The sequence below is a fragment of the Bacillus sp. B25(2016b) genome (genome assembly GCF_001679765.1).
Taxonomy (GTDB): domain Bacteria; phylum Bacillota; class Bacilli; order Bacillales; family Bacillaceae_G; genus Bacillus_A; species Bacillus_A thuringiensis_K.
Map to the genome: position 1 here is coordinate 1,453,234 of NZ_CP016285.1, position 26,910 is coordinate 1,480,143.

Below are 26,910 nucleotides of genomic sequence, written 5' to 3' on the forward strand. Positions count from 1 at the left end.
ATCACGAAAAATAAACCATGTCTAGTACACGGATATAGTCAATCCGAGGGTGATAACCGCATGATAATAAGGATCCATGCTCTTCTATTTCTTCTTTCGTAATCGACTTGCGTCCACCAGTATTTTGACGATTCCAAAATGCAATAATATGTTTTGCATCTAGTAAATAAAATTCATCAAAAAGTGTAAATTTAATAATAACAAATGCAATTCCATTATGAGCAACCACTTGCTTCATATGTTCAATTTGATGAAGGTGGAAGTTTTGAAGTGGGAAACTAGTTTTATTTTTTGTTTCCTTTGCTTCAAAATCGATGTATTTCCCTTTGTATACACCGTTGTAATCTGTTGTAGAAGGTTGTTTAAAATACGCTTCTTTTACCACTGCAGCACTTCGAGCGGGGTAATCTACTTTTACAATTTGAAGAGGTGTAGGCTTTTTATGTACACATGCAATATTATGGGTTAAGTAATATTGATTTGTTTCATTCAATTCCTCTTCAAGGGACATACCTCTATTACTATAAGTATGTGTTTTTATAGGTGTTTTTTGAGGTTGTGAAGCTTGATTATACCTTTTTCCATTTGGGTAACGAATGGTCATAGTGTGTCCACTCCCAACTTGCTAAGAATTACTTACAAAGGTGATTATATCAAAAAATGAAAAAAGATGTGACCTTTTTGATGAAAGGTATGATGACTTATTTATGTTTACATGGAATGATTATATGAAAATTAAACAAAATCGAGAAAAAAAGTTTTGTACAGAGGAAGAAAGAGCAATCATTCGCAATATTAAAAAGAAAACAGAAATAGCTAATGTGGACAATATTTCTCGAACACAATCTTATCAAGAATATTATTTAAGAAATAGTGAAATCAGGTGGGCCTTTTTAGCGAGTATGGTTTCGAGAAATGCGGGCTGGAATATGACTGATTTAGAAGGGAGATATTATGCTACTGTTTTACCTAAAACGGTAAAAAAACATTTATTTATTCTGTACGAACAGGCTAATTGGATTATTTTTTTAGATGCATTTCCACAGCTATTATTGTATGAGGAAAGTAAGAAGAGACGTGCACCTCTCTTTCATTTGTTGCAATATTTCAGCGTATCAATTTTTATGGAAAAAGAATGGCTATTTTTCTGGGAAAGAAGAGATATAAATAGGCTTATGACAGCGCTTATTATAAATGAACAAAATAAAATTCAAAAACCAGTCATTGAGAACACATATTTTAAAAAACATGTATTCCATACTGCACTTTTTAAAGTACAAGAAAGATTTCATATTAGTGCAGTTATCTTCCCAACAATTGAAGGGAGAATGTATGGATTTTCGGTTTATCAATTTGAAACGTTACAACAGCGTATAGAACTAGGAAAAAAATTAGCATGGTTATTGTTTCATCCAATTTATAATGGTTCGTTTTATAAGTTTGCATTGCAAACTACACATACTGGGTCTAGAGAAGATTATGAAGTTTACGCAAAGGAAACTCGAAAGTCTTATACGCCAACACTTAGAGATATTTATCCTGTTATTTTACATGAAGAAATAAAAATGAGAGATTGGTTTTGTGCAAATATGAAAATGAATGTGCTATTTGTACTTGAAGAACCTAAAGGGGAAGTTAATATAACAGAATGGTATAGAAGAAAGAGAGAACAAATCTATAGGCTATCTATCGTAAATCGTTTTGCTAAAAGGATGGATGAGTTCATGATATAATAAAAAAGAAGTCCCGTCTTCCATTTTGAAGACGGGACTTCTTAATTTGAAACAATCCTGCTATGTGTGCTACAACTTTAATCTCAAAACGTAATGCTAGTAGGAGATTAAGGGTGACTTGAAATTTAACTGTTCGTAATAAAGTCTCGCTTTATGTAGCAGGGAAGTTTGGACCATCTAGCTTTGGATTGCCAGTCTCGGGTTTATTTTGTTGTTTGTTTTGGTTTTTCTTTTTTTCATTTTTGTTCTTTGCCATTGTAATACACCTCCTTTTTGTATTGTTACCATTTCTATAAATGACATACGAAATGATTTCTTTGACGAATAACAACTAGTTTTGTCATGTGGGCAGGAGTGGTGAATCATTCGGCGAAAATACATGACAAAGGAAAAGCAAAGAAGGAGGCGTTTTGTATATGGCGATGGTTCAAAAGGAAGATGTAATGAAAAAAATGGATCAAATGTTAAGTTCTCTCGATTTGCTGGAAATGAATATAGGGATTAGAATGAATCATGCATTAAAGGATGCGAGTGAAAAAATATGCAATAAGATAGAAATAACAGAAATGCATATTGAACATATGGAAAATAAATTAGTGCATCACGAAGAGAAAGGGAATTGGGTAAAGACATTTCAAAACGTCGTAGTGAGTGCATAATAAGGTGGGAAAGTAATGAAGAATGAAGCGTTAATACAGTCTTCAGAAAAACTCATGCAGTATAATAATGAAGCGAATGTAAAAAAGAGAGAACTAACCGAATACGACTTTTATAAGGATATGAAACCGTTTGTAGATATGGTAGATGAGGAATTAAAGAAGTGGAAAGAATTAGCTTATACGTGGATTAAAGAAGAAAAGCCAAAATATATACATGTACAGCAAATTGATCAAGTATACGATAATTTACAAACGAATGTGTTACAATGCTTTGTAAATAAAGGTAAAGGTAAACGATTCTTTGAAACACACCAAGCCATTTCGTATACTTTGCAAAATATAGTTGAGCAATGTAAATAACAAGAGGGAGAGCCCTCTTGTTATTTTTATGCTTCTGTCATTGTTGTGGGTTTTGTTGCGCCGTTTATTTCTAATTCTTTTATTAATGTTCGATAATCTGATATGCATATTTTTCCTTCGAGATACCAATGTCTCGCAAAGTCTAATAATTCATTTACATTCTCTGTGCAATACCCCTTTTTTTGAGAAAACGCTTGTTTTAAATCCCCTAATACCATGTTGATTCCTCCCCCATGAGAATCTTCTTCTTCATTATCATAGCATGGAAGGGTTTTCTTTTTTAATTTTTTAAAAATTTAAACTTCCGACAAAAATAGACAGATACTCCATCACACATATTATTTTATAGGTACATATTATATATGTAGAAACTTATGTGAAGGAGGAGAGAATGCATGTTTCAACAACCTAACGTATATCAGCAAACGAATCCATATGTACAGCAAAATATGTACCAATATAATACGGATACATATTTACGGTATAATATGTATCCTTTCGAGCCTTATTATGGAAATCAAAATTATTATCAACCGTTTGAAGTGTCCTTTATGAATCAAGCTCAACAACCACAACAGCAGCAACCTTATGTGAATCAAGCTCAACAACCACAAGCTCAGCAACCATACATGAATCAACAACAGCAGCAGCCTTATATGAATTCGCAATATTATATGCCACCACCACCATCGCCGTATGCTAATCAACAAGCGATGTTTTATCCACCAAAACAACCGTATCCGACGCAGGGTAAGCAAAAGCAACAACAGCCAAGTCAGTTTTCTAGTTTTGTTTCTCAATTTAAAACATCAGATGGTAACTATGATGTAAATAAAATGATGAATACAGCTGGACAAATGATGAATGCGATGAATCAAGTGACAGGTATTGTAAAGCAAGTTGGAGGCTTTTTTGGTAAGTAATGTTGAAGGATTGTCTATAAAAACAATGTAGATGAAATAAAGGACTAGACAAATTTCCTTGTAATAAATGGGTATATATAACAAACGGCTTTCTCTCTTTTCTCATACTGTAAAGTGTAATCAGATTTTTTTTAACGAGAGAGGAGAGAAAAAACTATGCATCATTGTCATCCTTGCTTTGGAGGGCATAAGCCTACAGGACCTATTTGTACGACTGCTCCTGTCATTCATCCGACGAAACAATGCGTAACACACTCTTTTTCAACAACGGTGGTGCCACACATTTTCCCAACACATACAACACATGTACATCATCAACAAATTAAAAACCAAAACTTCTTCCCACAAACAAATTCAAATGTAAATGTTGTGGACCCAATCGACCCAGGATTCGGCGGCGGATGTGGACCGTGTGGTCATGGTCATCATCATCATCATCACCACGGTCATCAAATATCTCCATTTGGGCCGGGACCGAATGTATCACCGTTTGGACCAGGACCAAATGTATCACCGTTTTTACCAAACAATGTATCACCAGTAGGTCCAAATATCGGACCAAACGTTGGTGGAATATTTAAAAAGTAAATGATATGTTAGAACTAGCGAAATGCTAGTTCTTTTTTTGTAATTGGAGTGTTGATATGAAAGTTATTTCAGTAACAGGATATAAGCCATTTGAACTTGGAATATTTAAAAATGATCATCCAGGAGTGGAGTGTATAAAGAAAGCATTACACCGTAAATTACTCACTTTTGTAGAAGATGGTTTAGAGTGGGTTATAATAAGCGGCCAATTAGGTGTAGAATTATGGGCTGCTGAAGTTGTTTTTGAAATGCAAGTAGAATATCCAGATTTAAAATTAGGGGTATTCACTCCGTTTTTAGAACAAGAAGAAAATTGGAAAGAAGATAATCGTGAATATTACGAATTTATTCTTTCTCAAGCAGACCATGTTGATAGTATCACGAAACGGAAGTATGAAAGCCCAGAGCAATTTAAATTAAAAAATCAATTTTTTATTGAAAAAAGTGATGCGCTTTTAGCGGTATACGATGAAGAAAAACCAGGAAGTCCCAAATATATTGTAGAATCAGCAAAGAAAAAAGGGGAAATAGAAAATTATCACAGTTATTTCATTCTTTTTTCTGATTTACAAGATATAATAGAAGAGGAACAGTGGAATAATGCAGAGTAATATGTAATATAGTACTCGTATATATGATTGACAAAAAGCATTGTTTCTGAAAAAATTTAGTTAATGAAAGTTTTGGTAAAAATTTGAGGTGAAGAAAATGATTTCGGATAAAATTAAATTAACAGCGAAAGATATTTTAGAAAAAGAATTTAAAACAGGTATGAGAGGTTATCAGCAAGAAGAAGTAGACAAGTTTCTTGATATGATCATTAAAGACTATGAAGCTTTCCACAAAGAGTTTGAGCAATTAAAGCAACAAAATGCTCGTTTAAAGCGTGAATTAGAGGAACAAAAACTAGCTGTAACGCAAGTTCCACAACAACCTGTACAAACACCAGTTGCACAACCAGTTTATAACAACACGAATACGGATATTTTAAAACGCTTATCTAACTTAGAAAAAGCTGTATTTGGAAGTAAGTTATACGAATGATGTAAGGTGGGAAAAGGTTTAAGCATTTTACATAGAAAAAAACGTTGCAAAATCTTTTTGTTTCCACTATACTAATGGATGTCATAACGTTTGGGTAATCGCTGCAACGCCAACGTTGTAGAGGAAAGTCCATGCTCGCACGGCCTGAGATGGCTGTAGTGTTCGTGCCTAGCCAATTCATAAGCTAGGGTATTCTGGCTGTAAGGCTGGTTTAACGGCAGGGAAAAAACCTAAGTCCTTTCGGATATGGTTTGACTACCTTTAAAGTGCCACAGTGACGAAGTCCTTGAAGAAATGATAGGAGTGGAACGAGGTAAACCCCACGAGCGAGAAACCCAAATAATGGTAGGGGAATCTTTTCCAAGGAAATGAACGATGGGAAAGGACAGGTTTTATAACCTGTAGATAGATGATTGCCACCGGAGTACGAGGCGTGGGCCGTTTGTAGTACAAAGGAACAGAACATGGCTTACAGAACGTTATGAACCAACTATGAAATAACTCAGCTCTCCTTTGTTAGAGGAGGGCTTTTTATTTGTATGAAGTTATAAAGTATGAGTTAAAATGGTTAATGAGAAAAATTTTCGTAAAATGTAATGATTAATAGGACCAATTGCTATTAATTATTGTTTGAATATACATAAGAGGTGAATGCAAATGGGAAAAGTTACTTTAATTGCAACAGCGGCAATGGGTATTGAAGCGTTAGTTGCCCGAGAAGTTCGCGATCTTGGTTATGAATGTCAAGTAGAAAACAGCAAAGTAACATTTGAAGCAGATGAAAAGGCGATTTGTCGCACGAATTTATGGTTACGTACTGCGGACCGTGTAAAAATTAAAGTTGGCGAATTTAAAGCAACAACATTTGATGAGCTATTTGAAAAAACGAAAGCATTAAACTGGGGAGATTATATTCCAGAGAATGGCGAATTCCCTGTTATCGGTAAATCTTTAAAATCTGAATTATTCAGTGTTTCGGATTGCCAACGTATCGTTAAAAAAGCTGTCGTTGAAAAATTAAAAACAACATATAAACGTACAACTTGGTTTGAAGAAGATGGTCCATTATTCCGTATCGAGATTGCAATGCTCAAGGATATTGCAACATTAACAATTGATGCGAGTGGTGTTGGACTTCATAAACGTGGATACCGTATGGATCAAGGGGAAGCTCCGTTAAAAGAAACATTAGCTGCGTCTTTAATTAAATTAACAAACTGGAAGCCAGATCGTCCATTTGTTGATCCATTCTGTGGATCAGGTACAATTCCGATTGAAGCAGCATTAATTGGACAAAACATTGCGCCAGGATTTAACCGTGGTTTCGCATCTGACGAGTGGGGCTGGGTAGGTAAACAAAACTGGCGTGAAGCTCGTCAAGAAGCTGAAGATTTAGCGAACTATGATCAACGATTACAAATCATTGGATCAGATATTGATCATCGTATGATTCGAGTTGCTCAAGATAACGCAGAAGAAGTAGGCTTAGGCGATTTAATTACATTTAAACAAATGCAAGTAAAAGATTTCACAACAAAAGAGGATTATGGCTACGTTGTAACGAATCCTCCATACGGAGAACGTTTAAGTGAAAAAGCACTTGTTGAACAATTGTACAAAGAAATGGGACAAGTATTCCGTCCGTTAGATACATGGTCAGCATATGTATTAACAAGTTACGAAGCATTTGAGAAGTGTTACGGAAAAGATGCATCGAAGAAACGTAAACTATTTAACGGATTTATCCGTACAGATTACTACCAATACTTCGGAAAACGTCCACCGCGTAATTCATAGTATAAAACTCCTCTAGCACGCATATACTGGCTATTATGTAATGCGTAAAGGAGGAACTAATATGGATAGTTTCCAATTATCAATGATTCAAAAAGCTATTCACCGTACGTATGATGAGCTCGGAAAAGAAGTGGATAGCCAAGGTGTGATTGTAGATGAAATACAAAAAGCACAAGAAGAATATTTGTCAGCTCTTTCACATGAAACAGCGATTGATAAACGGTATTTAAAGTCATTAATATAGAAGAAAATTTTCCTTTTTCGAAAGGAAAATTTTTTTTCGTGCATTTCTATGTATTGTAACAGGGGAAAGTGACTGCATACAAATGAGTAGCGGTTGCTATATCTTTTTATAGAAAAACTTTTTGGTTGGAGGCTAAGGATGTTTACTGAGAAGAGATTACCATTTGAAGTAGGAAAACAAGATAATTTTTATGATAAGTTGAATGAGTGGATTGGAGATGTGTTTTACGACATCCTTCCAGAAAAAGGATTTGAAGAGCGTGATGAACAAATTTTTATGGCGTTTCAATTAGAGCGTGCTTTCCAAGAAAAGAAAGTAATGTTCGCAGAAGCGGGTGTAGGAACAGGGAAAACAATTGTATATCTTCTATATGCAATTTGTTATGCGCGTTATACTGGGAAACCAGCTATTATTGCTTGTGCAGATGAAACGTTAATTGAGCAGCTTGTGAAAGAAGAAGGGGACATTGCTAAGTTATCTGAAGCATTAGGGCTATCTGTTGATGTAAGGCTTGCAAAATCAATGGATAATTATTTATGCTTACGTAAACTTGAAGATGTTATGAGTGGACGAGCTCCAGAAGTAATTGAAGACGTATATTACGAGTTACCACAGTTTGTATTCGATCATGGTACGATGCAAAACTTTACGCACTATGGTGACAGAAAAGAATTTCCACTTTTAAATGACGAAGAATGGTCAAAAGTAAATTGGGATTACTTCCAAGATTGCTTTACTTGTGATTCTCGTCATCGTTGTGGACAAACTCTTTCTCGTGAACATTATCGTAAAGCAGCAGATTTAATTATTTGTTCTCAAGATTTCTATATGGATCATATTTGGACGTACGATGCTCGTAAGCGTGAAGGGCAAATTCCGTTATTACCAGAAAGTAGCTGCGTTGTATTCGATGAAGGACATCTTGTAGAATATGCAGCTCAAAAAGCTTTAACATACCGTTTAAAGCAAACGATGATGGAGCAACTATTAACGAGATTATTACAAAATGATATTCGTGAAGAGTTTGCACATTTAGTAGAAGAAACAATTTGGCAAACAGAGCGATTCTTTGATGTGTTACAAGAAAATAAAAAGGAAATTGCCGGTTCGGATCGTTTAGAAATTACTGTGACAGAAAAAGTAACAGCTGAAGCAAAACGACTTTATGCGAAAATTGGTGAAGTCGGTGATGCATTAGTATTTGAAAGTGAAATGCATACAGTAAATACGTATGATTTAAATATCGTTGATGAACATTTAGATGTGTTAGAACATTCACTTCGTCTGTTCATGCACGAGAAAAATGTAATTACATGGGGCGAAGAAGGTGATGGAGCCTTCACGTTAGTCATTATGCCACGTGCAGTTGAAGAAGTGTTACAAGAGAAAGTATTCTCGAAGAAAATCCCGTATATCTTCTCGTCTGCTACATTATCTAATAACGATTCATTCGCGTTTACAGCAAATAGCTTAGGGGTAAAAGATTACTTATCATTCTCAGTTGCCTCACCGTTTGATTATGAGGAGCAAATGGCAGTAAACTTACTATCGCATACGAAAGAAAATGAATGGGAAAGAAAGTGTCAATATACACTTGAAAATATACAAAAAACAAATGGACGTACACTTGTACTATTCCGTACAACGCAAGAGCTTGCAGCGTTTAAAGAATATGTAAGTAAAGAACAAATGTCAGTTCCGTTCCTATATGAAGGGGATCAAGAAATTAGTCAGCTCGTTTCTCGCTTCCAAAATGAAGAAGAGACTGTACTTTGTGCCGTTCATTTATGGGAAGGTTTAGACATTCCTGGTTCATCATTATCACATGTTATCATTTGGTCATTACCATTCCCTCCAAACGATCCGGTGTTTGAAGCGAAGCGTAAACATGTTAATGATCCGTTCTGGGATGTAGATGTACCATATATGATTTTACGTCTTCGTCAAGGCATCGGTCGTTTAATTCGTACGAGTGACGATAAAGGTGCTATTTCAATCTTCTTATCTGATACAGAAGATGAGAAAGTGATAGAAGCGGTGAAAAACGTACTACCGGTAGAAGGTAAAGAATTATAAGGAGAAAGCTTGGCGCTTGCCAAGCTTTTTTTCTATTATAAAAGGAATTTAGATTTTCATGTCGAATTAAGTTTGAGGTAGAAAAGGGAGGTTTTTATACGATGACAGTAGCTACATATGAAGTAGAAAAACAATTTTTAACATATGTGAAGAAGATACAAAATTACGGAGAAGCATTAAGCTTAATGTTTTGGGACTTAAGAACAGGTGCGCCTAAAAAAGGTGTGGACCAGCGTTCAGAAGTAATTGGTATGCTTTCATCAGAAGTGTTTGCTATGTCGACTTCAGATGAGATGGGAAATTATTTAACAGAGCTTGAAGCTTTAATAAGTGAAGACAAACTTTCTGAAACGACGAAGAAAATGGTTGAAGAGTGTCGTAAAGAATATGATAGAAATAAAAAAATTCCACAAGCTGAATATGAAGCGTATGTGAAATTAGAAGCGAAAGCGGAAAGTGTGTGGGAAGAAGCCCGCGAAAAATCTGATTTCGAAATGTTCCGTCCGTATTTAGAACAAATAGTTGAATTTAAAAAGAAATTTATTACATATTGGGGTTACGAAACATACAAATATAATACATTATTAGATATGTATGAGCCGGGTATTACAGTAGAAGTGTTAGATCACGTATTTGGTCAACTTCGTGAGCGTATCGTTCCGCTTGTAAAAGAAATATCGGAGTCACAAAAGAGATTAAAGACAAGTGCTTTATCAGAACATTTTTCAAAAGAAAAACAAAAGAACTTTACATTAGAGCTATTAAAGCAGTTGAATTATGACTTTGAAGCAGGTCGTCTTGATGAAACGGTGCATCCATTCGAGATTACATTAAATAGAGGGGATGTTCGTATTACGACACGCTATGACGAAAAGGATTTCCGTATGGCTGTGTTTGGAACAATTCATGAATGTGGTCATGCTGTATATGAACAAAATATTGCAGGAAAATTTGAAGGTACACCGCTATGTAGTGGAACATCTATGGGTATTCATGAGTCACAATCGTTATTCTTTGAGAACTTTATCGGTCGTAATAAATCATTCTGGAAGAAAAATTATGATTTATTAAAAGAGTATAGCAATGGTCAATTCAATGATATATCAGTAGATGAGTTTTATGATGCGATTAACGAATCGAAGCCATCGTTCATTCGGATAGAAGCAGATGAGCTCACATATCCGCTTCACGTTATGGTTCGTTATGAGCTTGAGAAAGAATTATTTGATGGTACATTACAAGTGAAAGATTTGCCAGCGGCTTGGAATGATAAGATGGAAGCATATTTAGGAATTCGTCCGGAAAACAATGCACAAGGTGTATTGCAAGATGTTCACTGGGCTGGTGGTTCATTTGGATACTTCCCATCTTATGCGCTTGGTTATATGTACGCAGCGCAGTTTAAGCAAAGAATGTTAAAAGATATTCCGAACTTTGATGCATTATTAGAAGAAGGAAACGTAACGCCAATTCGTGAATGGCTAACTGAACATATCCACCAATATGGTAAAACGAAAAAGCCACTTGAAATTTTAGAAGATGTAACAGGCGAAGGGTTAAATGCAAATTACTTAGCAGATTATTTAGAAGCGAAGTATAAAGAAATTTATGAGTTGTAAAAAAAGAGCTGCTTACTTGCAGCTTTTTTTTATAGGGGGATAGAAGATGGTTTATACATATACAGTAATGACGCAAGAAGAGGCGGAAGAGATTGCATATAACTGGCATTATAAAGGGGAATATTCCTTTTACGATATAGAGGCAGATGAAGAAGATTTAGCTGGATTTTTACATGGTGAGAGTAGAGGGAATCATACATTTTCAGTGAAGGAAAATGGCATTCTCGTTGGTTTTTTTACTATTTGTAAAATAAATAATGGAACGGTTGATATAGGTCTTGGAATGAAACCTGATATAACTGGAAATGGATTTGGTTTACAGTTCGTAAATGCTGGACTAGCTTTTATTAAAGAAAAATACGGATGCAATTATATAACGTTATCAGTAGCGACATTTAATAAAAGAGCTATTAAAGTATATAAAAGGGCAGGATTTGAAGCAGTTGGAACGTTTATACAGAAGACGAATGGTAGTTGTTTTGAGTTTTTGAAAATGAATTATATATGTGAAAAATAACAAAAAACAGAAGAGGGTTCTTCTGTTTTTTGCAACTTCATTAACTTTCAGTTGATAGCATGTGTACAGCTATTTCATGCATGTCTTTCAAACCTGACACTTGAGCGTATTCAGCAACAGTAATACTACTCGTTGTTAGAAGTTCGATAATATGTTCATCCATTCTTGACCAAGTTTTACCGCCAGCGTTATCATAAGAGTGAATTAACTTTGTTAGTCCATCCTTTCCAAAGAGTAGATAATGCGATGTGAAATCTATAGATACATCACCTATCCCTACTTCTGTCCAATCGATTAAGCCAGTTACCTTATTTTTATTATCAATCAGGATATGACCTGGATGGATATCCCCATGCTTTACTCCTACGTGAGATGGCCAAAAAGAGTCTTCAGCTAGCCATGCTTGCCAACGATCCCATAAGTTTTGATTGATGTGGTATTGTTCCTTCACTCGATTCATCCTTTGTTTCATAGAAGTTCTTAATTCATTAGCAGTAAGAATTTCAACACCTATACTATTAAATTTTTGCTGAGGTAATGAGTGTAAATTCGCTAAAACTTTTCCTAAGGAAATATAGTATTCAGTTGGTACATCCTTTTCGTTAAAGGTCCATATATAACCTTGTTGTTCTATATCGATAGTAGCGGCAGGAACGCCACTTAGTTGTTTATAAGCAATTAGTTCCTCAGAAAATATAGACCAATCAGGAACTTGGAATTCTGCATGTTTTTTCATGATTTCTAATGCTTCTTTTTCACGTAGAGCATGTCTCATAGATTCTCGTCTACGAGGAATTCGTAGTATCCATTTATCCCCGTTTTGTTCTTTGACGTGTGCTACTTGAAAGTCAACGCCAGATTCATTGATTTCTATTGAATCTTCTAATATATTTAGTCCTTCCTTATTTGCTAATTGTTTCACTTTAAGTGTATTCATTTTGATTTCCTCCAAATGTTTATTTAGATTTCAATGTTTTCATACGTTTTCTGTTACGAATTGTTTCTAACTACATCCATATGATTGAAGTAGCAAGATATAAGGAAATGTAATCATAAAAAAACCACAGACGGGCTTCTGTCTGTGGTTAAGAGTAAACGAGGATATAATGAAAAAACGTCTCTTTTTGTATCAAAAAAATATACGAAAAAAAGACAGATGTATATCTGCCTTTCTTCATATGGAAAGTGTATTCTTCCGTTGAAGATTATTAAAAATGTGCAGACTAATCCCGTTTACTCTGCTTTATGAAAACAGAGCCTTTGAACATATTAAGTTACTTATTGTTCAAAGTTTGCTGACGTAGTCTTCCTGCATGCATCATCTTTAACAATCCTCCTTTTAATAGTATAGTGTTACTATACTTTGTTTATAAGTAAACATCAACAAAAAATACTAGATGTAATATGTAAAAACGAATTAAATAAAAATTTACATTCGGAAAATAGAAGAAATGATGTTAGCTTTTATAATTGGAAGTTTTGGAAGAGGATTTGTATTAGTAGCAAATAGTAAGTTTAGCAAGGAAGGTAGAGGTAAGCATGGTTACAATTAAAACGAAAAATGAAATAGATTTGATGCACGAATCCGGGAAGTTACTTGCTTCATGTCATAGGGAAATTGCAAAAATGATGAAACCAGGTATTACGACAAAAGAAATTAATACGTTTGTTGAAGCATATTTAGAAAAGCATGGTGCAATATCTCAGCAGAAAGGATATAACGGGTATCCATATGCGATATGTGCATCTATAAACGATGAAATGTGCCATGGGTTTCCGGTGGATGTACCTTTAACTGAGGGCGATATTGTAACAATTGACACGGTAGTAAACTTAAATGGTGGTCTTTCAGATTCTGCTTGGACGTATAGAGTTGGAAATGTTTCTGATGAAGCAGAAAAGTTGTTGTTAGTAGCTGAGAATGCTTTGTATAAAGGGATTGATCAGGCGGTAATTGGTAATCATGTAGGAGACATTGGCTATGCAATTGAAAATTATGTAACAAATGAAGGTTTTTCTGTCGCAAGAGACTTTACGGGACATGGAATCGGTAAAGAGATTCATGAAGAACCAGCAATTTTTCATTTTGGGAAACAAGGACAAGGGCCTGAGCTGCAAGAAGGAATGGTAATTACAATTGAGCCAATTGTAAATGTAGGTATGCGATATTCGAAAGTAGATTTAAATGGATGGGCTGCAAGAACGATGGACGGGAAATTATCAGCGCAATATGAGCATACAATTGCGATTACAAAAGATGGGCCAATCGTTTTAACGGCGCTTTGAAATAATATGTAAGAGTTTACAAAACTCGAACGAAAATGATATTTTGATAAAATTTGTACGTGTTTTGTTAATAAATACTTTTCAAAGTATAAAAAGTGCGTTATAATCCATCTATAAAATAAATAGTTAGCTACATTCATATAATCGCGGGGATATGGCCTGCAAGTTTCTACCGAAGTACCGTAAATACTTTGACTATGAGTGAGGACGAATATATTTGCTTGTTTAGCATTCTTTTTTGCGAAACTCCAAAAGCGCGTCTCTCACTTGTAACGAGTGGTGGCGGCTTTTGGAGTTTTTTTATTGCATAAGAGGGGGAACAAACATGAAAGTATTACAAGAAAAGATTTTGAACGAAGGAAAGGTTTTATCTGGTGACGTATTAAAGGTAGATGCTTTTTTAAACCATCAAATTGACCCAGTACTTATGCAAGAAATCGGAAAAGAATTTGCTAAACGTTTTAAAGAAGAGAACATTACAAAGATCGTGACGATTGAATCTTCAGGCATTGCACCAGCTGTTATGGCTGCATTAGAGCTTGGTGTAAAAGTAATTTTTGCAAGAAAACGTAAATCGTTAACGTTACAAGATAATATGTACGTTGCAAACGTATATTCATTTACGAAACAAGAAACGAATGAAATTTCATTATCTCGAAATCATATTGATGAAAGTGATCGCGTTTTAATTATCGATGACTTTTTAGCAAACGGTCAGGCTGCTTTAGGGTTAATGAGTTTAGTAGAGCAAGCAGGAGCCAGTATTGCAGGAATTGGGATTGTTATTGAAAAAGCATTTCAAGATGGAGGAAAGAAGCTTCGTGAACAAGGAGTTCGTGTTGAATCACTAGCAGAAATTGCATCATTTGATAACGGCACAGTTACATTTGTACAGCAAGAAACTGCGGAGGTGAAATAAACGATGAAGCAGCATCCATTTAAAATTGCATCGCTTGGTATGCAGCATATGCTTGCAATGTATGCTGGAGCAATTATCGTTCCGCTTATTGTGGGCGGCGGACTTGGTTTAAATCAAAAAGAGTTAACATATTTAGTCTCAATTGATTTATTAATGTGCGGCGTTGCGACAATTTTACAAGCATTATCAAATCGCTTTTTTGGTATAGGACTTCCCGTTGTACTTGGTTGTACATTTACAGCGGTTGGACCGATGATTGCGATTGGAAAACAATACGGTGTGTCTTCAATTTATGGAGCAATTATTGCTGCTGGGTTATTTGTTGTTATTTTTGCGAAATTATTTGGAAAACTTGTAAAACTGTTTCCACCTGTTGTAACAGGATCTGTAGTTACAGTAATTGGAGTTACACTTGTTCCAGCTGCTATTAATGATATGGCTGGTGGAGTAGGAAGCAAAGATTTCGGAAGTCTTGAAAACTTAGCGTTAGCATTTGGAGTGTTATTATTTATCATCGTTATGTATCGTTTCTTTGATGGATTTATCCGTTCCATTTCTATTCTATTAGGTTTGTTGTTCGGTACTATCGTTGCAGCGTTTATGGGGAAAGTAAGTTTGCAAGCGGTTGGAGAGGCTGATTGGTTCCACGGTATTCAACCATTTTACTTTGGTACACCAACCTTTGAATTAACACCAATTATTACGATGATTCTTGTTGCTTGTGTAGGGATTGTAGAAGCAACGGGTGTATACTTTGCATTATCTGATATTTGCAATAAAAAAATCGGTGAAAAAGAATTAACAAAAGGCTATCGTGCAGAAGGATTAGCGATGGTGTTAGGTGGCATTTTCAACGCATTCCCATATACAACATACTCTCAAAACGTAGGACTTGTTCAATTAACTGGAGTAAGAAATCGCGTTATTATTTACACGTGTGGTGGTATGTTAATCGTTCTTGGTTTCATTCCTAAAATCGCAGCTATTACAACAATTATTCCGAAATCAGTACTGGGTGGTGCGATGTTAGCGATGTTCGGTATGGTTATGGCATATGGTATTAAAATGTTAAGTAGCGTTGATTTTGGTAAACAAGAAAACTTATTAATCGTTGCATGTTCTGTTGGAATTGGGCTTGGCGTAACAGTCGTTCCTACATTATTTTCACAACTTCCAGAAAGCATTCGTATTTTAACAGATAACGGAATTGTACTTGGAAGTGCGTCAGCAGTACTTTTAAATATCGTATTTAATATGGTGCCGCAGCGCAAAGTGAAAGTAGAAGAAGAGCCAGTATCTATGCAAAATGCAGTAAGAGAAGCGTAAAAAAGCAAGGTCTCGTTATGAGACCTTGCTTTTCTTTTTAAGTGGCATCATTTTCCCGTAAGTACCAAGACGCCAAATGTACTCAAGTGGCCCGTATTGGTAATGTGAAAGCCACCAGCGGCTAATAAAGATTTGTAACGTGTAGAAACTAATGCAGAATATTGGTCCAACCCATAATGGAGAAGGATAATCATTTTTAAATAATAGCCCGAATACAAGCAATATAACAATTGTATGCGAGATGTAATTTGTTAATGCCATTCGTCCAACGTATTGGAATGGACGTAATACTGTTTGCCATTTTTCTTTTTGTAATAAACGCATTAACGTGACAATGTAGAAGATGAACAATGTCTTTCCGCTAAACATTGTAAAGACCTGCATATAAATTGGTTCATAAAATGGTTTTGATAAGAAGTAACGGACCATGAAGAACCACATTGGTAATGTTAAAATGAACATAATAATTTGCCATTTTTTAAGCTTTGGATCTAACTCTTTCGCGCGGCGGAAAATATCCTTTTTGCCGGCGTATAAACCAAGTAAAAACAGCCCAACTGTTTCTGGGAGCATGAATACGTTGAGTCCAATTCCATCAGCATAAAATGCATGGAAACGATTTTGGATTTGTGACACCCAGTCTTCAAGTGGCATGATAGGTAAGGAGAATCCTAATTCTGCCTTTGGAACGAATGCAATCATAATACCTACGATTAGCATGAAAAACTGAAAAATACTCAATAAAACGATAGCCCATATTAAAATAGTACGAGGTTCTCTCTTATAAAATAAAAATAAGAAAAATCCAGCAATCGCATAAGTATGTAAAATGTCTCCGTCCCATAAAAGAACATAATGTAAGAAACCGAATAATAATAAAATAAGTAAGCGGCGAACAAATAAAATTTTCGGATGATCTGTTTTCGCTTCAGCACGACTCATAAAAATATAAAAACCTAATCCGAATAAAAACGAAAAAATTGTATAAAATTTCGTTTGAATAAACATATCGTAAAATAGGCGAATGTAGCTGTCTATCCCTTCGTAAATTCCTGAAAGATCACGTGAGTCAACCCCGGCGATAACAGGCCAATTCACAAGAAAAATACCTAGTACAGCTATTCCTCTAATAATATCAATGGAGTGTATCCTCTCGCCTTGTGTGAGATTTTGTGTCATTTTTTTCCTCCTTGTTAAGTAATTCCCTTTTATTATACAAAATGTAAGATGGAGGGGATAGGGGATATTTCCATTTTTTTAAACTGTTAAGTTATGTAGGATGAGATATAATAAGATTGCACAACAAGTTTTAACCTTCTTCAAAACAGGCGGTAAAGCTCCTTCTTATAAGGAGCTTTCTTTATGAAAAGTGTTGATAATGATTCTCTTTAATGATACACTGTATTCAAAAGTGATAATCATTATCAAAAAAAGGTTGGTGCGTAAGTATGGTATATGCATTAGTAGCAGGTACAGTCGCTGTATATGCAGTTATTGCGAAGTATGTTTTAAATGGAGTAGGAACAGCAAAATGAGTGATATGACATAAAATCCCTTTCATTTGTAAAAAGAATGAAAGGGATTTTTTATTTTTAATGAGAATATGCTGAAAATTTAGTATGATAGTAAAGTGAAACTGTAATCATTGGGTAGGTGTAACTCTCACTGGTTATGAGCTCGCAAATAGCGGGGAAAAGTATATACATCTTGGATAAAGGGGAACAAGGGGATGACAAACATAGTACAGACAAACGGTATGAAAAAACTTGTTTGTTTTTATGAAGAGTGGCAAAAACACGGCGATGCAGAGAATAGTTTAAAGTTGTTTGAGGTAATTCAAAAATATAAACAAGAACAGCTTATGATAGCGTTCTGCGGTCACTTCTCTGCAGGGAAATCAACGATGATGAATCATCTATATAAAGCGCAGTTGTTACCGACAAGTCCAATTCCGACAAGCGCTAACGTTGTCAAAATTGAAAAAGGAATGGATCGTGTTGTTGTAACGGTTAAATCTGGAGAGCAGTACGAATATGACGGTGCATATTCAGCAGAAGAATTAAAACAAATTTGTAAAGACGGCGATGAAGTAATTGGTGTTCATATTTATCGAAACGACGCGCCAATTCCTGAAGGGGTTATGTTAGTTGATACACCAGGGATCGATTCAACAGATGATGCCCATCAATTAGCGACAGAATCGACACTTCATCTGGCAGATGTCATTTTTTATATGATGGATTATAATCACGTCCAATCGGAAGTGAATTTACAATTTGTTAAAGAATTGAAACAACGTAATAAAACGGTTTATCTCGTTGTAAATCAAATAGATAAACATAAAGAAAATGAATTATCGTTTGAGAATTATAAAGATAGTGTAAAACAATCATTCTCTAACTGGGATATTGAAGTAGATGGTGTTTATTATACGTCATTACGAATGATGAACCATCCACATAATGAAATTAGAAGCTTAGAAGCGTTAATTACTTCTATTATGAAGGAAAAAGAGCAGTGTGTAAGGACTGGAATGGAGCGAGAAACAGAATATTTAATGGGGGAACATTTCTCGTTTATTGTTTCTGAAAATGAAAAAGCTCTTTTGAAATATGAGGAAGAGTTAGCATCACCACTTTCTATTTCAGAGGTAGTTGAAAAGAAGGAAGAGCTAACGGAAGCGAAAAATCGTGAGGCAAGTAAAGAATCTCATGTGAGAAACGAATTTATAAAAGGTTTACAAGCTATATTAGATAATGCTTATTTAATGCCATTTGAAATGAGAGAATTGGCAAATGCATATTTAGAAACGAAATTAACAAAATTTAAGGTCGGTTTGCTATTTTCGAAAGGAAAGACGGAGCAAGAAAAACAAAGACGTGTAGAGGCGTTTTATTCTGCCCTTCAAAAAACTGTTGAAACGCAACTTGATTTTCATGTGAAGGAATTTATTGTAGCCTTCTTAAAAGAAGAAGGATTGTTCACGGAGGAAATTGGGAAAGACATATATGGGTTAGAAATTGCTTTCGGACCAGAAATGTTGGCCGAAGTAATTAAACAAGGTGCAGGTTTCACAGGTGATTACTTACTTCTTTATACAGCGGATGTAGCGAATGAACTGAAGAAACGTTATTTTATAAAAGTACAGCAAATTTTTGATAAAAGTGCGGTCGTTTTGAAGCAAAAGGTGAGGGAAGCAGTTGCTCGTATTGAAGAAGAGATTGAAACATATACGATGTTGCAAACGGCGAAAGAAACACAATTACAATACAGTAACAATTTGGAGGCATATGAAGACTATTTACGAAATGTTTGGCACGATCATGTTGCTACGCCTGAAGGGTTGCAAATAGATGAGATATTGCAAAGGGAGACACAAATTGTTAGTGAGAAATTTACACTACAAGAACAGGAAATCGTAAACGATAACGTAGCGGTTCATGAGGAAGAGCTAAAAGGAACGGCAGCTTTAAATATTCAACGTATATTAGAGAAAGTGAAAAAAGCCGAAACGATATTAGAGCCATTACCAGCGTTGAAACATGTACAGCAAGAGGTAATAGAGAAAAGAAGACGTGTGGAAACAAAACAATTTACAGTAGCGTTATTCGGGGCATTTAGTGCTGGGAAATCATCATTTGCCAATGCCTTACTCGGTGACAAAGTACTTCCTGTATCACCAAACCCGACGACGGCAACGATTAATCAAATTTTGCCGGTTACAGAGGAAAAACCACATGGAACAGTAATTGTTCAGTTTAAATCAAAGCAAGCGTTATTAGAAGATATGAAAGCTGTTTATAAGCTGTTTCATTATGAGATTGCTACGTTAGATGAAGCGTTAGCACAAATTGATAAAGTTATGAAATATCCTTCACCAACTGGGAAGCAAAAAACAACATTTAGCTTTTTACGAGCGGTACAAAAAGGGTATGATGCAGTTTCTACTTATTTAGGAGAACAAGTACAAGTTACATTAGAAGAGTTCTCTGATTATGTAGCGAATGAAGAGAAATCATGCTTCGTTGAGTATATGGAACTTTATTATGATTGTGCTTTAACAAGGCAGGGAGTAGCGCTTGTAGACACACCTGGAGCGGATTCTATTAATGCTCGCCATACGGATGTTGCATTCCAGTATATTAAAAACGCAGATGCTATTTTATTTGTTACATATTATAACCATGTATTCTCTCGTGCTGACCGTGAATTTTTAATTCAACTTGGTCGTGTAAAGGATACTTTTGCCCTTGATAAAATGTTCTTCTTAATTAATGCGGCGGATTTAGCAGAGTCTGAAGAAGAACTTGAAATGGTAAAAGGTTATATCGCAGATCAGCTACTGCAATACGGTATTAGAAATCCGCGTTTATTTGCAATTTCAAGTTTATGTGCGCTTGAAGAGAAACAAGGAAAGAATGTTGAAAAAGAGAAGTATGGTATTTTACAAAACTCTGGGATTACTAAGTTTGAGGAATCATTTACGTCCTTTATGATGAGAGATTTAATGCTTGTTTCTGTGCATGCTCTATACGGTGCTTTGCAAGGGGCAGATCAGCTTTTAGTAAACATGATAAAGGGTGCAAAGCAGGGGAATGAAGAGAAAGAGAAGCAAACGAAAAAATATGAAGCAGAGCGTGATCAACTACTTCATATCATTTCATCATATAGTGTACTTGCTGAAGAACAGGCGATGCAAAATGAAGTGAAAGAGTTGCTTTATTACGTGCAACAGCGCCTATTCCTACGCTATAACGATGTGTTTACTGAATTTATTAATCCGGCTTCACTTCGAACGGATGGAAATGTGAAAACACAATTGCAACAGTGTGTTATGGAATTAGTAGCATTTATTCAGCATGATTTATTGCAAGAAATGCGTGCGACATCATTACGCCTTGAAAAATGGATAGACGAAGCGATGAAGCGTGCAAAGGACGAAATTGTAGTGAACTGTAAAGTGGAAAATGAATCAATTTCTATGAATGGAACAGTGGAGTATGAATATAAAGATATTACACATAAAGAACCGTTCCCTTCAGTTGAAATAAAAGATTTCAAAAAAGCACTGGCACATTTTAAAAATGAGAAAAGCTTTTTTGAAAAGAATGACAAAGCTTTTATGCAAGAAGACGCTAAATCTGTATTAGAACCGCTCGTATCAAACTATGTAGCTGATGAAAAAGATTTATTTGTTCATCATTATAAGCAAGAGTGGGATATGAAGTGGAACTTATTCCAAAAAGTGATGCAGCAAGATGTGATGAACTATTATGAAAGTATATTGTTTGCATTGGCTGAAACGATCGATGTATCTCTATATGAGCAAAGTAAAGAACAATTGCAAAAGCAGTTAGTAGAGATTGAAAAAGAAATTTATGTTATATAGTCGTTATGAGAAAAAGATTCGTTCAATTTTCTTTTGCAGTACAGTATCTAAAGATTTTACAAATCCAGCAAATTCATCGGTAGAAATCATATGAGTAAGAACGAGTCGTCTGCCATCTGGTGTTTCACCGCATAAGACGAATGAAGAAAATTCATATGTTTTGTTTTCAACTACTAATTTTGGATAGGAATACGTGTCGCTTTTCTTCTTCTTTCCATCAATAGAGATGACGTTGCATTTTTTCTCATTGTTGTCCATGGTGAATCCCTCCTTTCTATTACTTATGGTAGACAAGGAGGGTTTAGAACAATAGAGAAGGGGGAATTTTTTATGTCTGTTGTAATAGAACGTATTCCAAAAGAGGCTATACCGAAGTCTTTATTGCTACTTGCTGATCCAAGTGAACGGCAAATAGCTACATATGTACAAAGAGGATTAACATATGTAGCTAAGCAGGGGGGGAGCGTTATCGGTGTATATGTTCTTTTGGAAACAAGGCCAAAGACGATGGAAATCATGAATATTGCGGTTGCAGAGCATTTACAAGGAAAAGGGATTGGGAAGAAGCTATTAAGGCATGCTGTAGAAACTGCTAAAGGATATGGTATGTCAAAACTTGAAGTTGGTACAGGCAATTCTAGTGTTTCACAACTTGCTTTATATCAAAAATGTGGATTTCGTATTTTTTCTATTGATTTTGATTACTTTTCGAAGCATTATGAAGAAGAGATTATTGAAAATGGGATTGTATGTCGTGATATGATCCGGCTTGCAATGGAATTGAATAAAAACGTATAACTATTTAGGGGGAAGAGAAGATGGAAGTACATAAAGCAATTACAGCACATTCTCGTAAACAAAATGAAAGTGTAAAAGCATGTTTACAATTAGATGCACAGCGTGAAGCAGCTATTGAAGCTGCTGTATCTCTTGCGTCAAATGGGAAAGAATTTTCGGTTGATGTCATTAATGTTGTAACGAAGCAAATTAATGATCTTGCAAAAAATGGTGTTACACTAGAGCGTAAATATGTTACAGAAGAAATGGTTATGGAGTATGTAAGTCGTTTGAAAGAGAAAGAAGGTCGTTAAAGATGATAGTTACAGTCGAATGGTTACGTGAGCATATAGAAGATGAGAATGTCCGTATAATCGATTGTCGTTTTGATTTAGCGAATCCTAATTGGGGTAGAGAAAAGTATGAAGAAGGACATATTCCTCATGCGTTATATTTTGATTTGAATTTAGATTTATCAAGTCCTATAGCAGAACATGGTGGCCGCCATCCTTTACCAAATATTGAGGAGTTTGCAGACAAGCTTTCGGAGGCTGGTATTGATGAACATACGACAGTAATTGCGTATGATAGTCAAGCCGGTGCAAATGCTGCTCGTTTATGGTGGTTATGTAACTATGTAGGACATGAGAAAGTATATATATTAGATGGTGGTTTCCCGGCTTGGAAAGAGAATGGACTACCGACAACAACGGAAATTCCTGTTGTTATACGAAGAACATTCAAAACAAACATACAAGATCATATGCTTGTATCGATGGAAACAGTAAGAGAGAATATCCAGGCAGGTGCAGATGTTACATTAATTGATTCAAGAGAGCCAAAACGTTATGCTGGTGTAGAGGAACTTGTCGATCATAAAGCAGGTCATATTCCGACAGCAGCAAACTATTTTTGGAAGGATGGAATGTTACAATCAGGACAATTTAAGAATGAAGCTGAGCAACAAGAACGATTCCAAAATCTGTCGAAAGATAAGGAAACCATTGTATATTGTGGTTCTGGTGTTACGGCATGTCCAAATATCATTGCGTTAAAATTGGCTGGATTCCAAAATGTTAAATTGTATGTAGGTAGCTGGAGTGATTGGATTTCTTATCCAGAAAATCAAATTGCAAAAGAAGAAGATTAATCACTTGCATGCAAAAATAATTTGTATTAAAATAAGGTCACAAGCAAGAGATTGCTCGAAAAACTTTGTATTTTACACATTAGAAACAATGTGATAATATAACGACAAGTAAATAATACATCCTGCGGTGTGCGTAACTTATTTATGTCTAAAACCGATGTTAGTTATACGGAAGCTCAATATTTAGCGACCATCATCAAGCCTTCCTTGTGGAGGAAGATGTACGGTAACTGTGAGGGCATCCACCTGCGAGTAGCGGGTTTTTGGACATTTACGAGGAGCGGCACGTGCGGGGGTCTTATTTCAACTAACCTTATATCTAATTCCTACGGTGTACGTAGCTTATGCATGTCTTAAACCAATAAGTTTAATATGGAAGTTCAATATTTAAATGTAGCTAACATGCCATCTTTTTAAGAAGGAAGTTACAAACATTTGTGAGAGCATCCACCTGTGAGAGCAGGTTTATGGACATCTAGAGAGAACGGCATATGTGGGGCTATATAAAAACCTTACGTTTTATACGTAAGGTTTTTTTGTTGTATAGATATATCAATATTATCTTGATTCACCTGTGAAGTTTCCGTAATAAATGTAGCACTTTCTGTCTTCATCAATCTCTCTAGAATCCAAGGAGAATTCCATAGACATGCCGTCTCGTTGAATATATATAATATCTGAATGAAGAGATGGTAAAATTTCTTCATAGTTCCATACATCTTGACTATCTACTATGTTTGAACTCGTTTCACTTAGTTCTCTAATTTCAAATCCGATGTGGGAGTATGTAGGGTCTGAAGGGTCATTGGCGAAAACTTCTTTTTGAATATAAATAACTGCTGTTCCGTCTGGATCAACCGAAGTTGCAGTAACAACATAAGTATTTTTCTCTTTAATAAAATATTCACAAGTCATGCGTGCGATAATTTCAGAATTAGAAATATTGGCGTAGTTCCATAAAGCAGGATACCCTTTCGTTTCATCATTAAGTCGATATTCTAAGCGCATTTTATCCCTCTTCTTCCTTTTTCTTCTACTTTATCATGCTATCCTATATAATAGGAATAGAAATTAAAAAGGGGAGTGCGAAAGTGACAAAAACGAAATGGCTAGTAGGTGGTGTCGTAACGTCTTTAATGACTGGCACTTTATTTGGTTGCGCACAAGATCTTCCCCCAAAACCGAATGATAATAGTTGTTCTGATTGGGATTGGGATGATGAACTTGGGGTATGGCAGTGTGATGATAGTAGTTCAGGTTATCGTGGGCATTATTTCTATGGTGGGCGATACTATCAAAATAAATCCTCTTTTAAAAATTCATCGGCGTTTAAATCGTATCAATCGTCTGCTGAATTTAAAGGTGGAATTGGGAGCGGTTCAAAGGGAGGATTTGGGGGCTAAAATATGTCGCAATACATAAGGGATCGAAAAGAGTTTTATTTGAAATATCCAAATTTTTGGTCGGATTTATATGAATGTGAGTATAGTTTGTTTCATGTTTTTTCTATAACAAATCAGACTTTGGAACAATTACGATTGGCGACTGAACGAATGGGAAAAATATTTTTTAAGACTGCTAGACTTTTGCGTAATTTAAGTGACGAACAGCTTCTTGAGCTTGGTTTTCCTCCTGTGAGCTTATCTTTCATTAGAATGAAAGGGCTTTATCCTGAATCTGTAATTTCGCGATTTGATTTTGCTGTAACAGAGGATAACCAAATCAAAATGCTTGAGTTTAATAGTGATACACCAACTTTTATTGTGGAATGTTTTCAAATGAATGGGAAAGTATGTGAAAATCTAGGTTATGATGATCCAAACTCGGATCAAGAACGATTACTATCTTCTGGTGTTACGAAAGCTGTAATGGAAGCGACAAAGGGATTAGACAATCCAAATGTTGTTTTTACAGCACATCATGAACATATTGAGGATTGGAATACGACTATGTATTTGAGTCAGTTATGCCATGTTGAAAATAAAGTAGTGCCAATGTCAGAACTTAGAATTACAAAAGATGCTCTAATCGATAAAGATGGGGCGAAGATTGACGTTTTATATCGCCAAACATATCCGATAGAAGATTTAATTGAGGATCAAGATTCTGAAACAGGAGATTTGGTAGGTGTGGAACTGCTGCAACTTGTAAAAGCCGGAAAGCTTTTTATAATAAATCCTTTGTCAGCATTTTTACTTCAGCCAAAATCAATTCAGTGTCTTATTTGGGGGTTAGCAGAAGAAGAGGCCTTTTATACAAACGAGGAACAACAGTGGATTAAAGAATATATGTTACCTACATATTTAGAACCAGATTTATTTTTAGGAAAAGGTTCTTTCGTTCAAAAACCTTCATTTGGTAGAGAAGGAGATACAATTACGATTCGCGATAAGGATGAAAATATTATGCTTCAAAATGCACATCAAACATATAAAACGTCACTGCCAATATTTCAAAAGTATACAGAACTTCCAGTCGTATTCTTGGAAACAGAAAAAGGGATGGAGAAACTGTCGTATGTGTTTGGTTCTTTTTTAATTGCTGGAAAAGCGAGTAGTATCGGTATTCGCGCGGGAGAAAAGATTACAGGAAATGAATCGTACTATTTACCGGTAGGTATAAAAAGGAGGAGGAAAAATGATTAATTTTTTATTATATTTAGCAGTAACACTCGGACTTTTATGTATTGGTCTGTTCTTGATGGAAGTGACAACGAAAGTTAAGGAATTTAAGTTAATGGCTCAAGGGAATAAGGCGGTAAGCTATGTGCTTGGAGGACGATTACTTGGGTTAGCTATTGTTTTATATTCGACAGCAGCTAATTCAATTTCACTTCTTGATATGATTTCGTGGGGGGCAGTTGGGATTTTGGCTCAAATTATTGTCTTTTATTTAGCTGAGTGGCTTACACCACGCTTTAATATAAACAAAAGTCTCGAAGAAGATAATCAAGCAGTCGGTCTTTTTCTTATGTTTTTATCGCTTTCAATTGGGATTGTAATTGCTGGTTGTATAACTTATTAAAAACTTTACGTTTAAACGTAAAGTTTTTTATTTTATCCCGCTATTTACAGGACAGCCCGATTGGTGAGGGCTAATAAACAGTGGGGATAAACACCCCCCCACTGATTAAAGTTTCACTTTATATATGTTAGTTTGCCATACCTTTTGAAAAAATTGTAGGCTACGGTTGACATCTATTTTAAATAAGAGTAACATTTTCAATGTAATGAAAATAAGTCTCTGTTAGGTGAGGCTCCTGTATAGAGAAATGCTACTGCCCAAAAATGTCGAGAGACGCCAATGGGTCAACAGGAATGATCGAATTAAGGTTTTTCTTAACGTAGCTGGTAATGTACCTATGCTATACAGTGCTAAAACTCGGTGAGGGAGAGGTCCGTAGATTTCTAATCATATTAGAAATCGTTTATTTGTGTATGTAATGGCCGCTACTCTCTTAAGGGTAGGGGTCTTTTTTGTTACCAAGCTATGAGTAATTTCAT

29 protein-coding genes, 3 other RNA genes and 2 riboswitches are annotated in these 26,910 nt (G+C 35.4%); of the genes, 25 read left to right on the forward strand and 7 right to left on the reverse strand.

Annotated elements, in window-relative coordinates:
• Position 1: 1 nt before the first annotated feature.
• Positions 2 to 604, reverse strand: a complete 603-nt coding sequence (gene recU, locus BAQ53_RS07535; RefSeq protein ID WP_000155598.1) for a Holliday junction resolvase RecU — start codon at positions 602 to 604, stop codon at positions 2 to 4.
• Between the two features lie 103 nt (positions 605 to 707).
• Between recU and BAQ53_RS07540 the strand changes: the two genes are divergently transcribed.
• A complete protein-coding gene (locus BAQ53_RS07540; RefSeq protein WP_000495647.1) occupies positions 708 to 1,733 on the forward strand; it encodes a DUF2515 domain-containing protein in 1,026 nt (341 codons plus the stop codon).
• Between the two features lie 151 nt (positions 1,734 to 1,884).
• On the opposite strand, the gene BAQ53_RS26435 is transcribed toward BAQ53_RS07540, so the two are convergent.
• Positions 1,885 to 2,064: a hypothetical protein gene (locus BAQ53_RS26435; RefSeq protein WP_001987054.1), complete on the reverse strand. Its 180-nt coding sequence runs from the start codon at positions 2,062 to 2,064 to the stop codon at positions 1,885 to 1,887.
• A gap of 85 nt (positions 2,065 to 2,149) precedes the next feature.
• Between BAQ53_RS26435 and BAQ53_RS07545 the strand changes: the two genes are divergently transcribed.
• Positions 2,150 to 2,392: a hypothetical protein gene (locus tag BAQ53_RS07545; RefSeq protein ID WP_001252036.1), complete on the forward strand. Its 243-nt coding sequence runs from the start codon at positions 2,150 to 2,152 to the stop codon at positions 2,390 to 2,392.
• 15 nt (positions 2,393 to 2,407) lie between these two features.
• Positions 2,408 to 2,752, forward strand: a complete 345-nt coding sequence (locus tag BAQ53_RS07550) for a YppE family protein (RefSeq protein ID WP_000786940.1) — start codon at positions 2,408 to 2,410, stop codon at positions 2,750 to 2,752.
• 26 nt (positions 2,753 to 2,778) lie between these two features.
• On the opposite strand, the gene BAQ53_RS07555 is transcribed toward BAQ53_RS07550, so the two are convergent.
• Positions 2,779 to 2,970, reverse strand: coding sequence for a YppF family protein (locus BAQ53_RS07555; protein ID WP_000242653.1), 192 nt, complete (start codon positions 2,968 to 2,970; stop codon positions 2,779 to 2,781).
• A 177-nt stretch (positions 2,971 to 3,147) separates the two neighbouring features.
• On the opposite strand from BAQ53_RS07555, the gene BAQ53_RS07560 reads away from it, so the two are divergent.
• From BAQ53_RS07560 to BAQ53_RS07605, 10 genes are all read left to right on the forward strand, one after another.
• Entirely contained in the window at positions 3,148 to 3,675 is a 528-nt protein-coding gene (locus BAQ53_RS07560) for a YppG family protein (RefSeq protein WP_000487630.1), read from the forward strand.
• Between the two features lie 156 nt (positions 3,676 to 3,831).
• Positions 3,832 to 4,263: a CotD family spore coat protein gene (locus BAQ53_RS07565; protein WP_000546272.1), complete on the forward strand. Its 432-nt coding sequence runs from the start codon at positions 3,832 to 3,834 to the stop codon at positions 4,261 to 4,263.
• Between the two features lie 56 nt (positions 4,264 to 4,319).
• Complete coding sequence (locus tag BAQ53_RS07570; protein WP_000864832.1) at positions 4,320 to 4,874, forward strand: SLOG family protein; 555 nt, start codon at positions 4,320 to 4,322, stop codon at positions 4,872 to 4,874.
• 97 nt (positions 4,875 to 4,971) lie between these two features.
• Positions 4,972 to 5,307, forward strand: a complete 336-nt coding sequence (gpsB, locus tag BAQ53_RS07575; RefSeq protein ID WP_000622431.1) for a cell division regulator GpsB — start codon at positions 4,972 to 4,974, stop codon at positions 5,305 to 5,307.
• Positions 5,308 to 5,393: 86 nt separating this feature from the next.
• An RNA gene (gene rnpB / locus BAQ53_RS07580) (RNase P RNA component class B) lies at positions 5,394 to 5,784 on the forward strand.
• A gap of 180 nt (positions 5,785 to 5,964) precedes the next feature.
• Positions 5,965 to 7,104, forward strand: a complete 1,140-nt coding sequence (locus tag BAQ53_RS07585; RefSeq protein ID WP_000521224.1) for a THUMP domain-containing class I SAM-dependent RNA methyltransferase — start codon at positions 5,965 to 5,967, stop codon at positions 7,102 to 7,104.
• A gap of 61 nt (positions 7,105 to 7,165) precedes the next feature.
• On the forward strand, positions 7,166 to 7,348 hold the full coding sequence (locus tag BAQ53_RS07590) for a DUF3921 domain-containing protein (RefSeq protein ID WP_000376898.1): 183 nt from the start codon (positions 7,166 to 7,168) through the stop codon (positions 7,346 to 7,348).
• 138 nt (positions 7,349 to 7,486) lie between these two features.
• Positions 7,487 to 9,424: an ATP-dependent DNA helicase gene (locus BAQ53_RS07595; RefSeq protein WP_000493698.1), complete on the forward strand. Its 1,938-nt coding sequence runs from the start codon at positions 7,487 to 7,489 to the stop codon at positions 9,422 to 9,424.
• A 101-nt stretch (positions 9,425 to 9,525) separates the two neighbouring features.
• Positions 9,526 to 11,043, forward strand: a complete 1,518-nt coding sequence (ypwA, locus tag BAQ53_RS07600) for a carboxypeptidase (RefSeq protein ID WP_000215094.1) — start codon at positions 9,526 to 9,528, stop codon at positions 11,041 to 11,043.
• A gap of 46 nt (positions 11,044 to 11,089) precedes the next feature.
• Positions 11,090 to 11,560: a GNAT family N-acetyltransferase gene (locus BAQ53_RS07605; RefSeq protein WP_208906670.1), complete on the forward strand. Its 471-nt coding sequence runs from the start codon at positions 11,090 to 11,092 to the stop codon at positions 11,558 to 11,560.
• A gap of 40 nt (positions 11,561 to 11,600) precedes the next feature.
• Here BAQ53_RS07605 and mphL read toward each other — a convergent pair whose 3' ends face one another.
• On the reverse strand, positions 11,601 to 12,497 hold the full coding sequence (mphL, locus tag BAQ53_RS07610) for a macrolide 2'-phosphotransferase MphL (RefSeq protein WP_001094257.1): 897 nt from the start codon (positions 12,495 to 12,497) through the stop codon (positions 11,601 to 11,603).
• Positions 12,498 to 13,099: 602 nt separating this feature from the next.
• Here mphL and BAQ53_RS07615 point away from each other — a divergent pair.
• The 3 genes from BAQ53_RS07615 to pbuX all read left to right on the forward strand — a co-directional run bounded on the left by BAQ53_RS07615 (position 13,100) and on the right by pbuX (position 16,091).
• The gene (locus BAQ53_RS07615) at positions 13,100 to 13,846 is read left to right on the forward strand and encodes a type I methionyl aminopeptidase (RefSeq protein WP_000256351.1); all 747 of its coding nucleotides are present in this window, start codon (positions 13,100 to 13,102) and stop codon (positions 13,844 to 13,846) included.
• 116 nt (positions 13,847 to 13,962) lie between these two features.
• A riboswitch (purine riboswitch) is annotated at positions 13,963 to 14,064 on the forward strand.
• 107 nt (positions 14,065 to 14,171) lie between these two features.
• Positions 14,172 to 14,765 (forward strand): xanthine phosphoribosyltransferase, encoded by a 594-nt coding sequence (locus BAQ53_RS07620; RefSeq protein WP_000866486.1) that lies wholly within the window; start codon positions 14,172 to 14,174, stop codon positions 14,763 to 14,765.
• 3 nt (positions 14,766 to 14,768) lie between these two features.
• Positions 14,769 to 16,091, forward strand: coding sequence for a xanthine permease PbuX (gene pbuX, locus BAQ53_RS07625; protein WP_000809234.1), 1,323 nt, complete (start codon positions 14,769 to 14,771; stop codon positions 16,089 to 16,091).
• Between the two features lie 15 nt (positions 16,092 to 16,106).
• Here the strand turns inward: pbuX and BAQ53_RS07630 are convergent, their stop codons facing one another.
• Positions 16,107 to 17,270, reverse strand: a complete 1,164-nt coding sequence (locus BAQ53_RS07630; RefSeq protein ID WP_000193187.1) for a DUF418 domain-containing protein — start codon at positions 17,268 to 17,270, stop codon at positions 16,107 to 16,109.
• A gap of 550 nt (positions 17,271 to 17,820) precedes the next feature.
• Between BAQ53_RS07630 and BAQ53_RS07635 the strand changes: the two genes are divergently transcribed.
• Entirely contained in the window at positions 17,821 to 21,480 is a 3,660-nt protein-coding gene (locus BAQ53_RS07635; RefSeq protein WP_208906671.1) for a dynamin family protein, read from the forward strand.
• A gap of 3 nt (positions 21,481 to 21,483) precedes the next feature.
• Here BAQ53_RS07635 and BAQ53_RS07640 read toward each other — a convergent pair whose 3' ends face one another.
• Positions 21,484 to 21,738 (reverse strand): DUF3931 domain-containing protein, encoded by a 255-nt coding sequence (locus tag BAQ53_RS07640; RefSeq protein WP_000369740.1) that lies wholly within the window; start codon positions 21,736 to 21,738, stop codon positions 21,484 to 21,486.
• Positions 21,739 to 21,810: 72 nt separating this feature from the next.
• On the opposite strand from BAQ53_RS07640, the gene BAQ53_RS07645 reads away from it, so the two are divergent.
• From BAQ53_RS07645 to ssrS (BAQ53_RS07665), 5 genes are all read left to right on the forward strand, one after another.
• Positions 21,811 to 22,278 (forward strand): GNAT family N-acetyltransferase, encoded by a 468-nt coding sequence (locus tag BAQ53_RS07645; protein ID WP_000117689.1) that lies wholly within the window; start codon positions 21,811 to 21,813, stop codon positions 22,276 to 22,278.
• Positions 22,279 to 22,298: 20 nt separating this feature from the next.
• The gene (locus tag BAQ53_RS07650) at positions 22,299 to 22,571 is read left to right on the forward strand and encodes a YpbS family protein (protein WP_000451815.1); all 273 of its coding nucleotides are present in this window, start codon (positions 22,299 to 22,301) and stop codon (positions 22,569 to 22,571) included.
• A gap of 2 nt (positions 22,572 to 22,573) precedes the next feature.
• Positions 22,574 to 23,407: a sulfurtransferase gene (locus BAQ53_RS07655; protein WP_061883943.1), complete on the forward strand. Its 834-nt coding sequence runs from the start codon at positions 22,574 to 22,576 to the stop codon at positions 23,405 to 23,407.
• Between the two features lie 116 nt (positions 23,408 to 23,523).
• A non-coding RNA gene (ssrS, locus tag BAQ53_RS07660) (6S RNA) lies at positions 23,524 to 23,706 on the forward strand.
• A 21-nt stretch (positions 23,707 to 23,727) separates the two neighbouring features.
• A non-coding RNA gene (gene ssrS / locus BAQ53_RS07665) (6S RNA) lies at positions 23,728 to 23,911 on the forward strand.
• A 54-nt stretch (positions 23,912 to 23,965) separates the two neighbouring features.
• On the opposite strand, the gene BAQ53_RS07670 is transcribed toward ssrS (BAQ53_RS07665), so the two are convergent.
• Positions 23,966 to 24,415, reverse strand: a complete 450-nt coding sequence (locus tag BAQ53_RS07670) for a hypothetical protein (RefSeq protein ID WP_001235519.1) — start codon at positions 24,413 to 24,415, stop codon at positions 23,966 to 23,968.
• A gap of 83 nt (positions 24,416 to 24,498) precedes the next feature.
• Between BAQ53_RS07670 and BAQ53_RS07675 the strand changes: the two genes are divergently transcribed.
• Genes BAQ53_RS07675 through BAQ53_RS07685 form a run of 3 tightly spaced genes read left to right on the forward strand, consistent with a single transcriptional unit; the run spans position 24,499 to position 26,431 of the window.
• Positions 24,499 to 24,810 (forward strand): hypothetical protein, encoded by a 312-nt coding sequence (locus BAQ53_RS07675; RefSeq protein WP_000169028.1) that lies wholly within the window; start codon positions 24,499 to 24,501, stop codon positions 24,808 to 24,810.
• A gap of 3 nt (positions 24,811 to 24,813) precedes the next feature.
• On the forward strand, positions 24,814 to 26,052 hold the full coding sequence (locus tag BAQ53_RS07680; protein ID WP_000084946.1) for a glutathionylspermidine synthase family protein: 1,239 nt from the start codon (positions 24,814 to 24,816) through the stop codon (positions 26,050 to 26,052).
• Complete coding sequence (locus BAQ53_RS07685) at positions 26,045 to 26,431, forward strand: DUF350 domain-containing protein (RefSeq protein WP_000606857.1); 387 nt, start codon at positions 26,045 to 26,047, stop codon at positions 26,429 to 26,431. Before BAQ53_RS07680 ends, BAQ53_RS07685 begins: the two co-directional genes overlap by 8 nt.
• A gap of 211 nt (positions 26,432 to 26,642) precedes the next feature.
• Positions 26,643 to 26,808: riboswitch (M-box (ykoK) riboswitch) on the forward strand.
• Positions 26,809 to 26,910 lie beyond the last annotated feature (102 nt).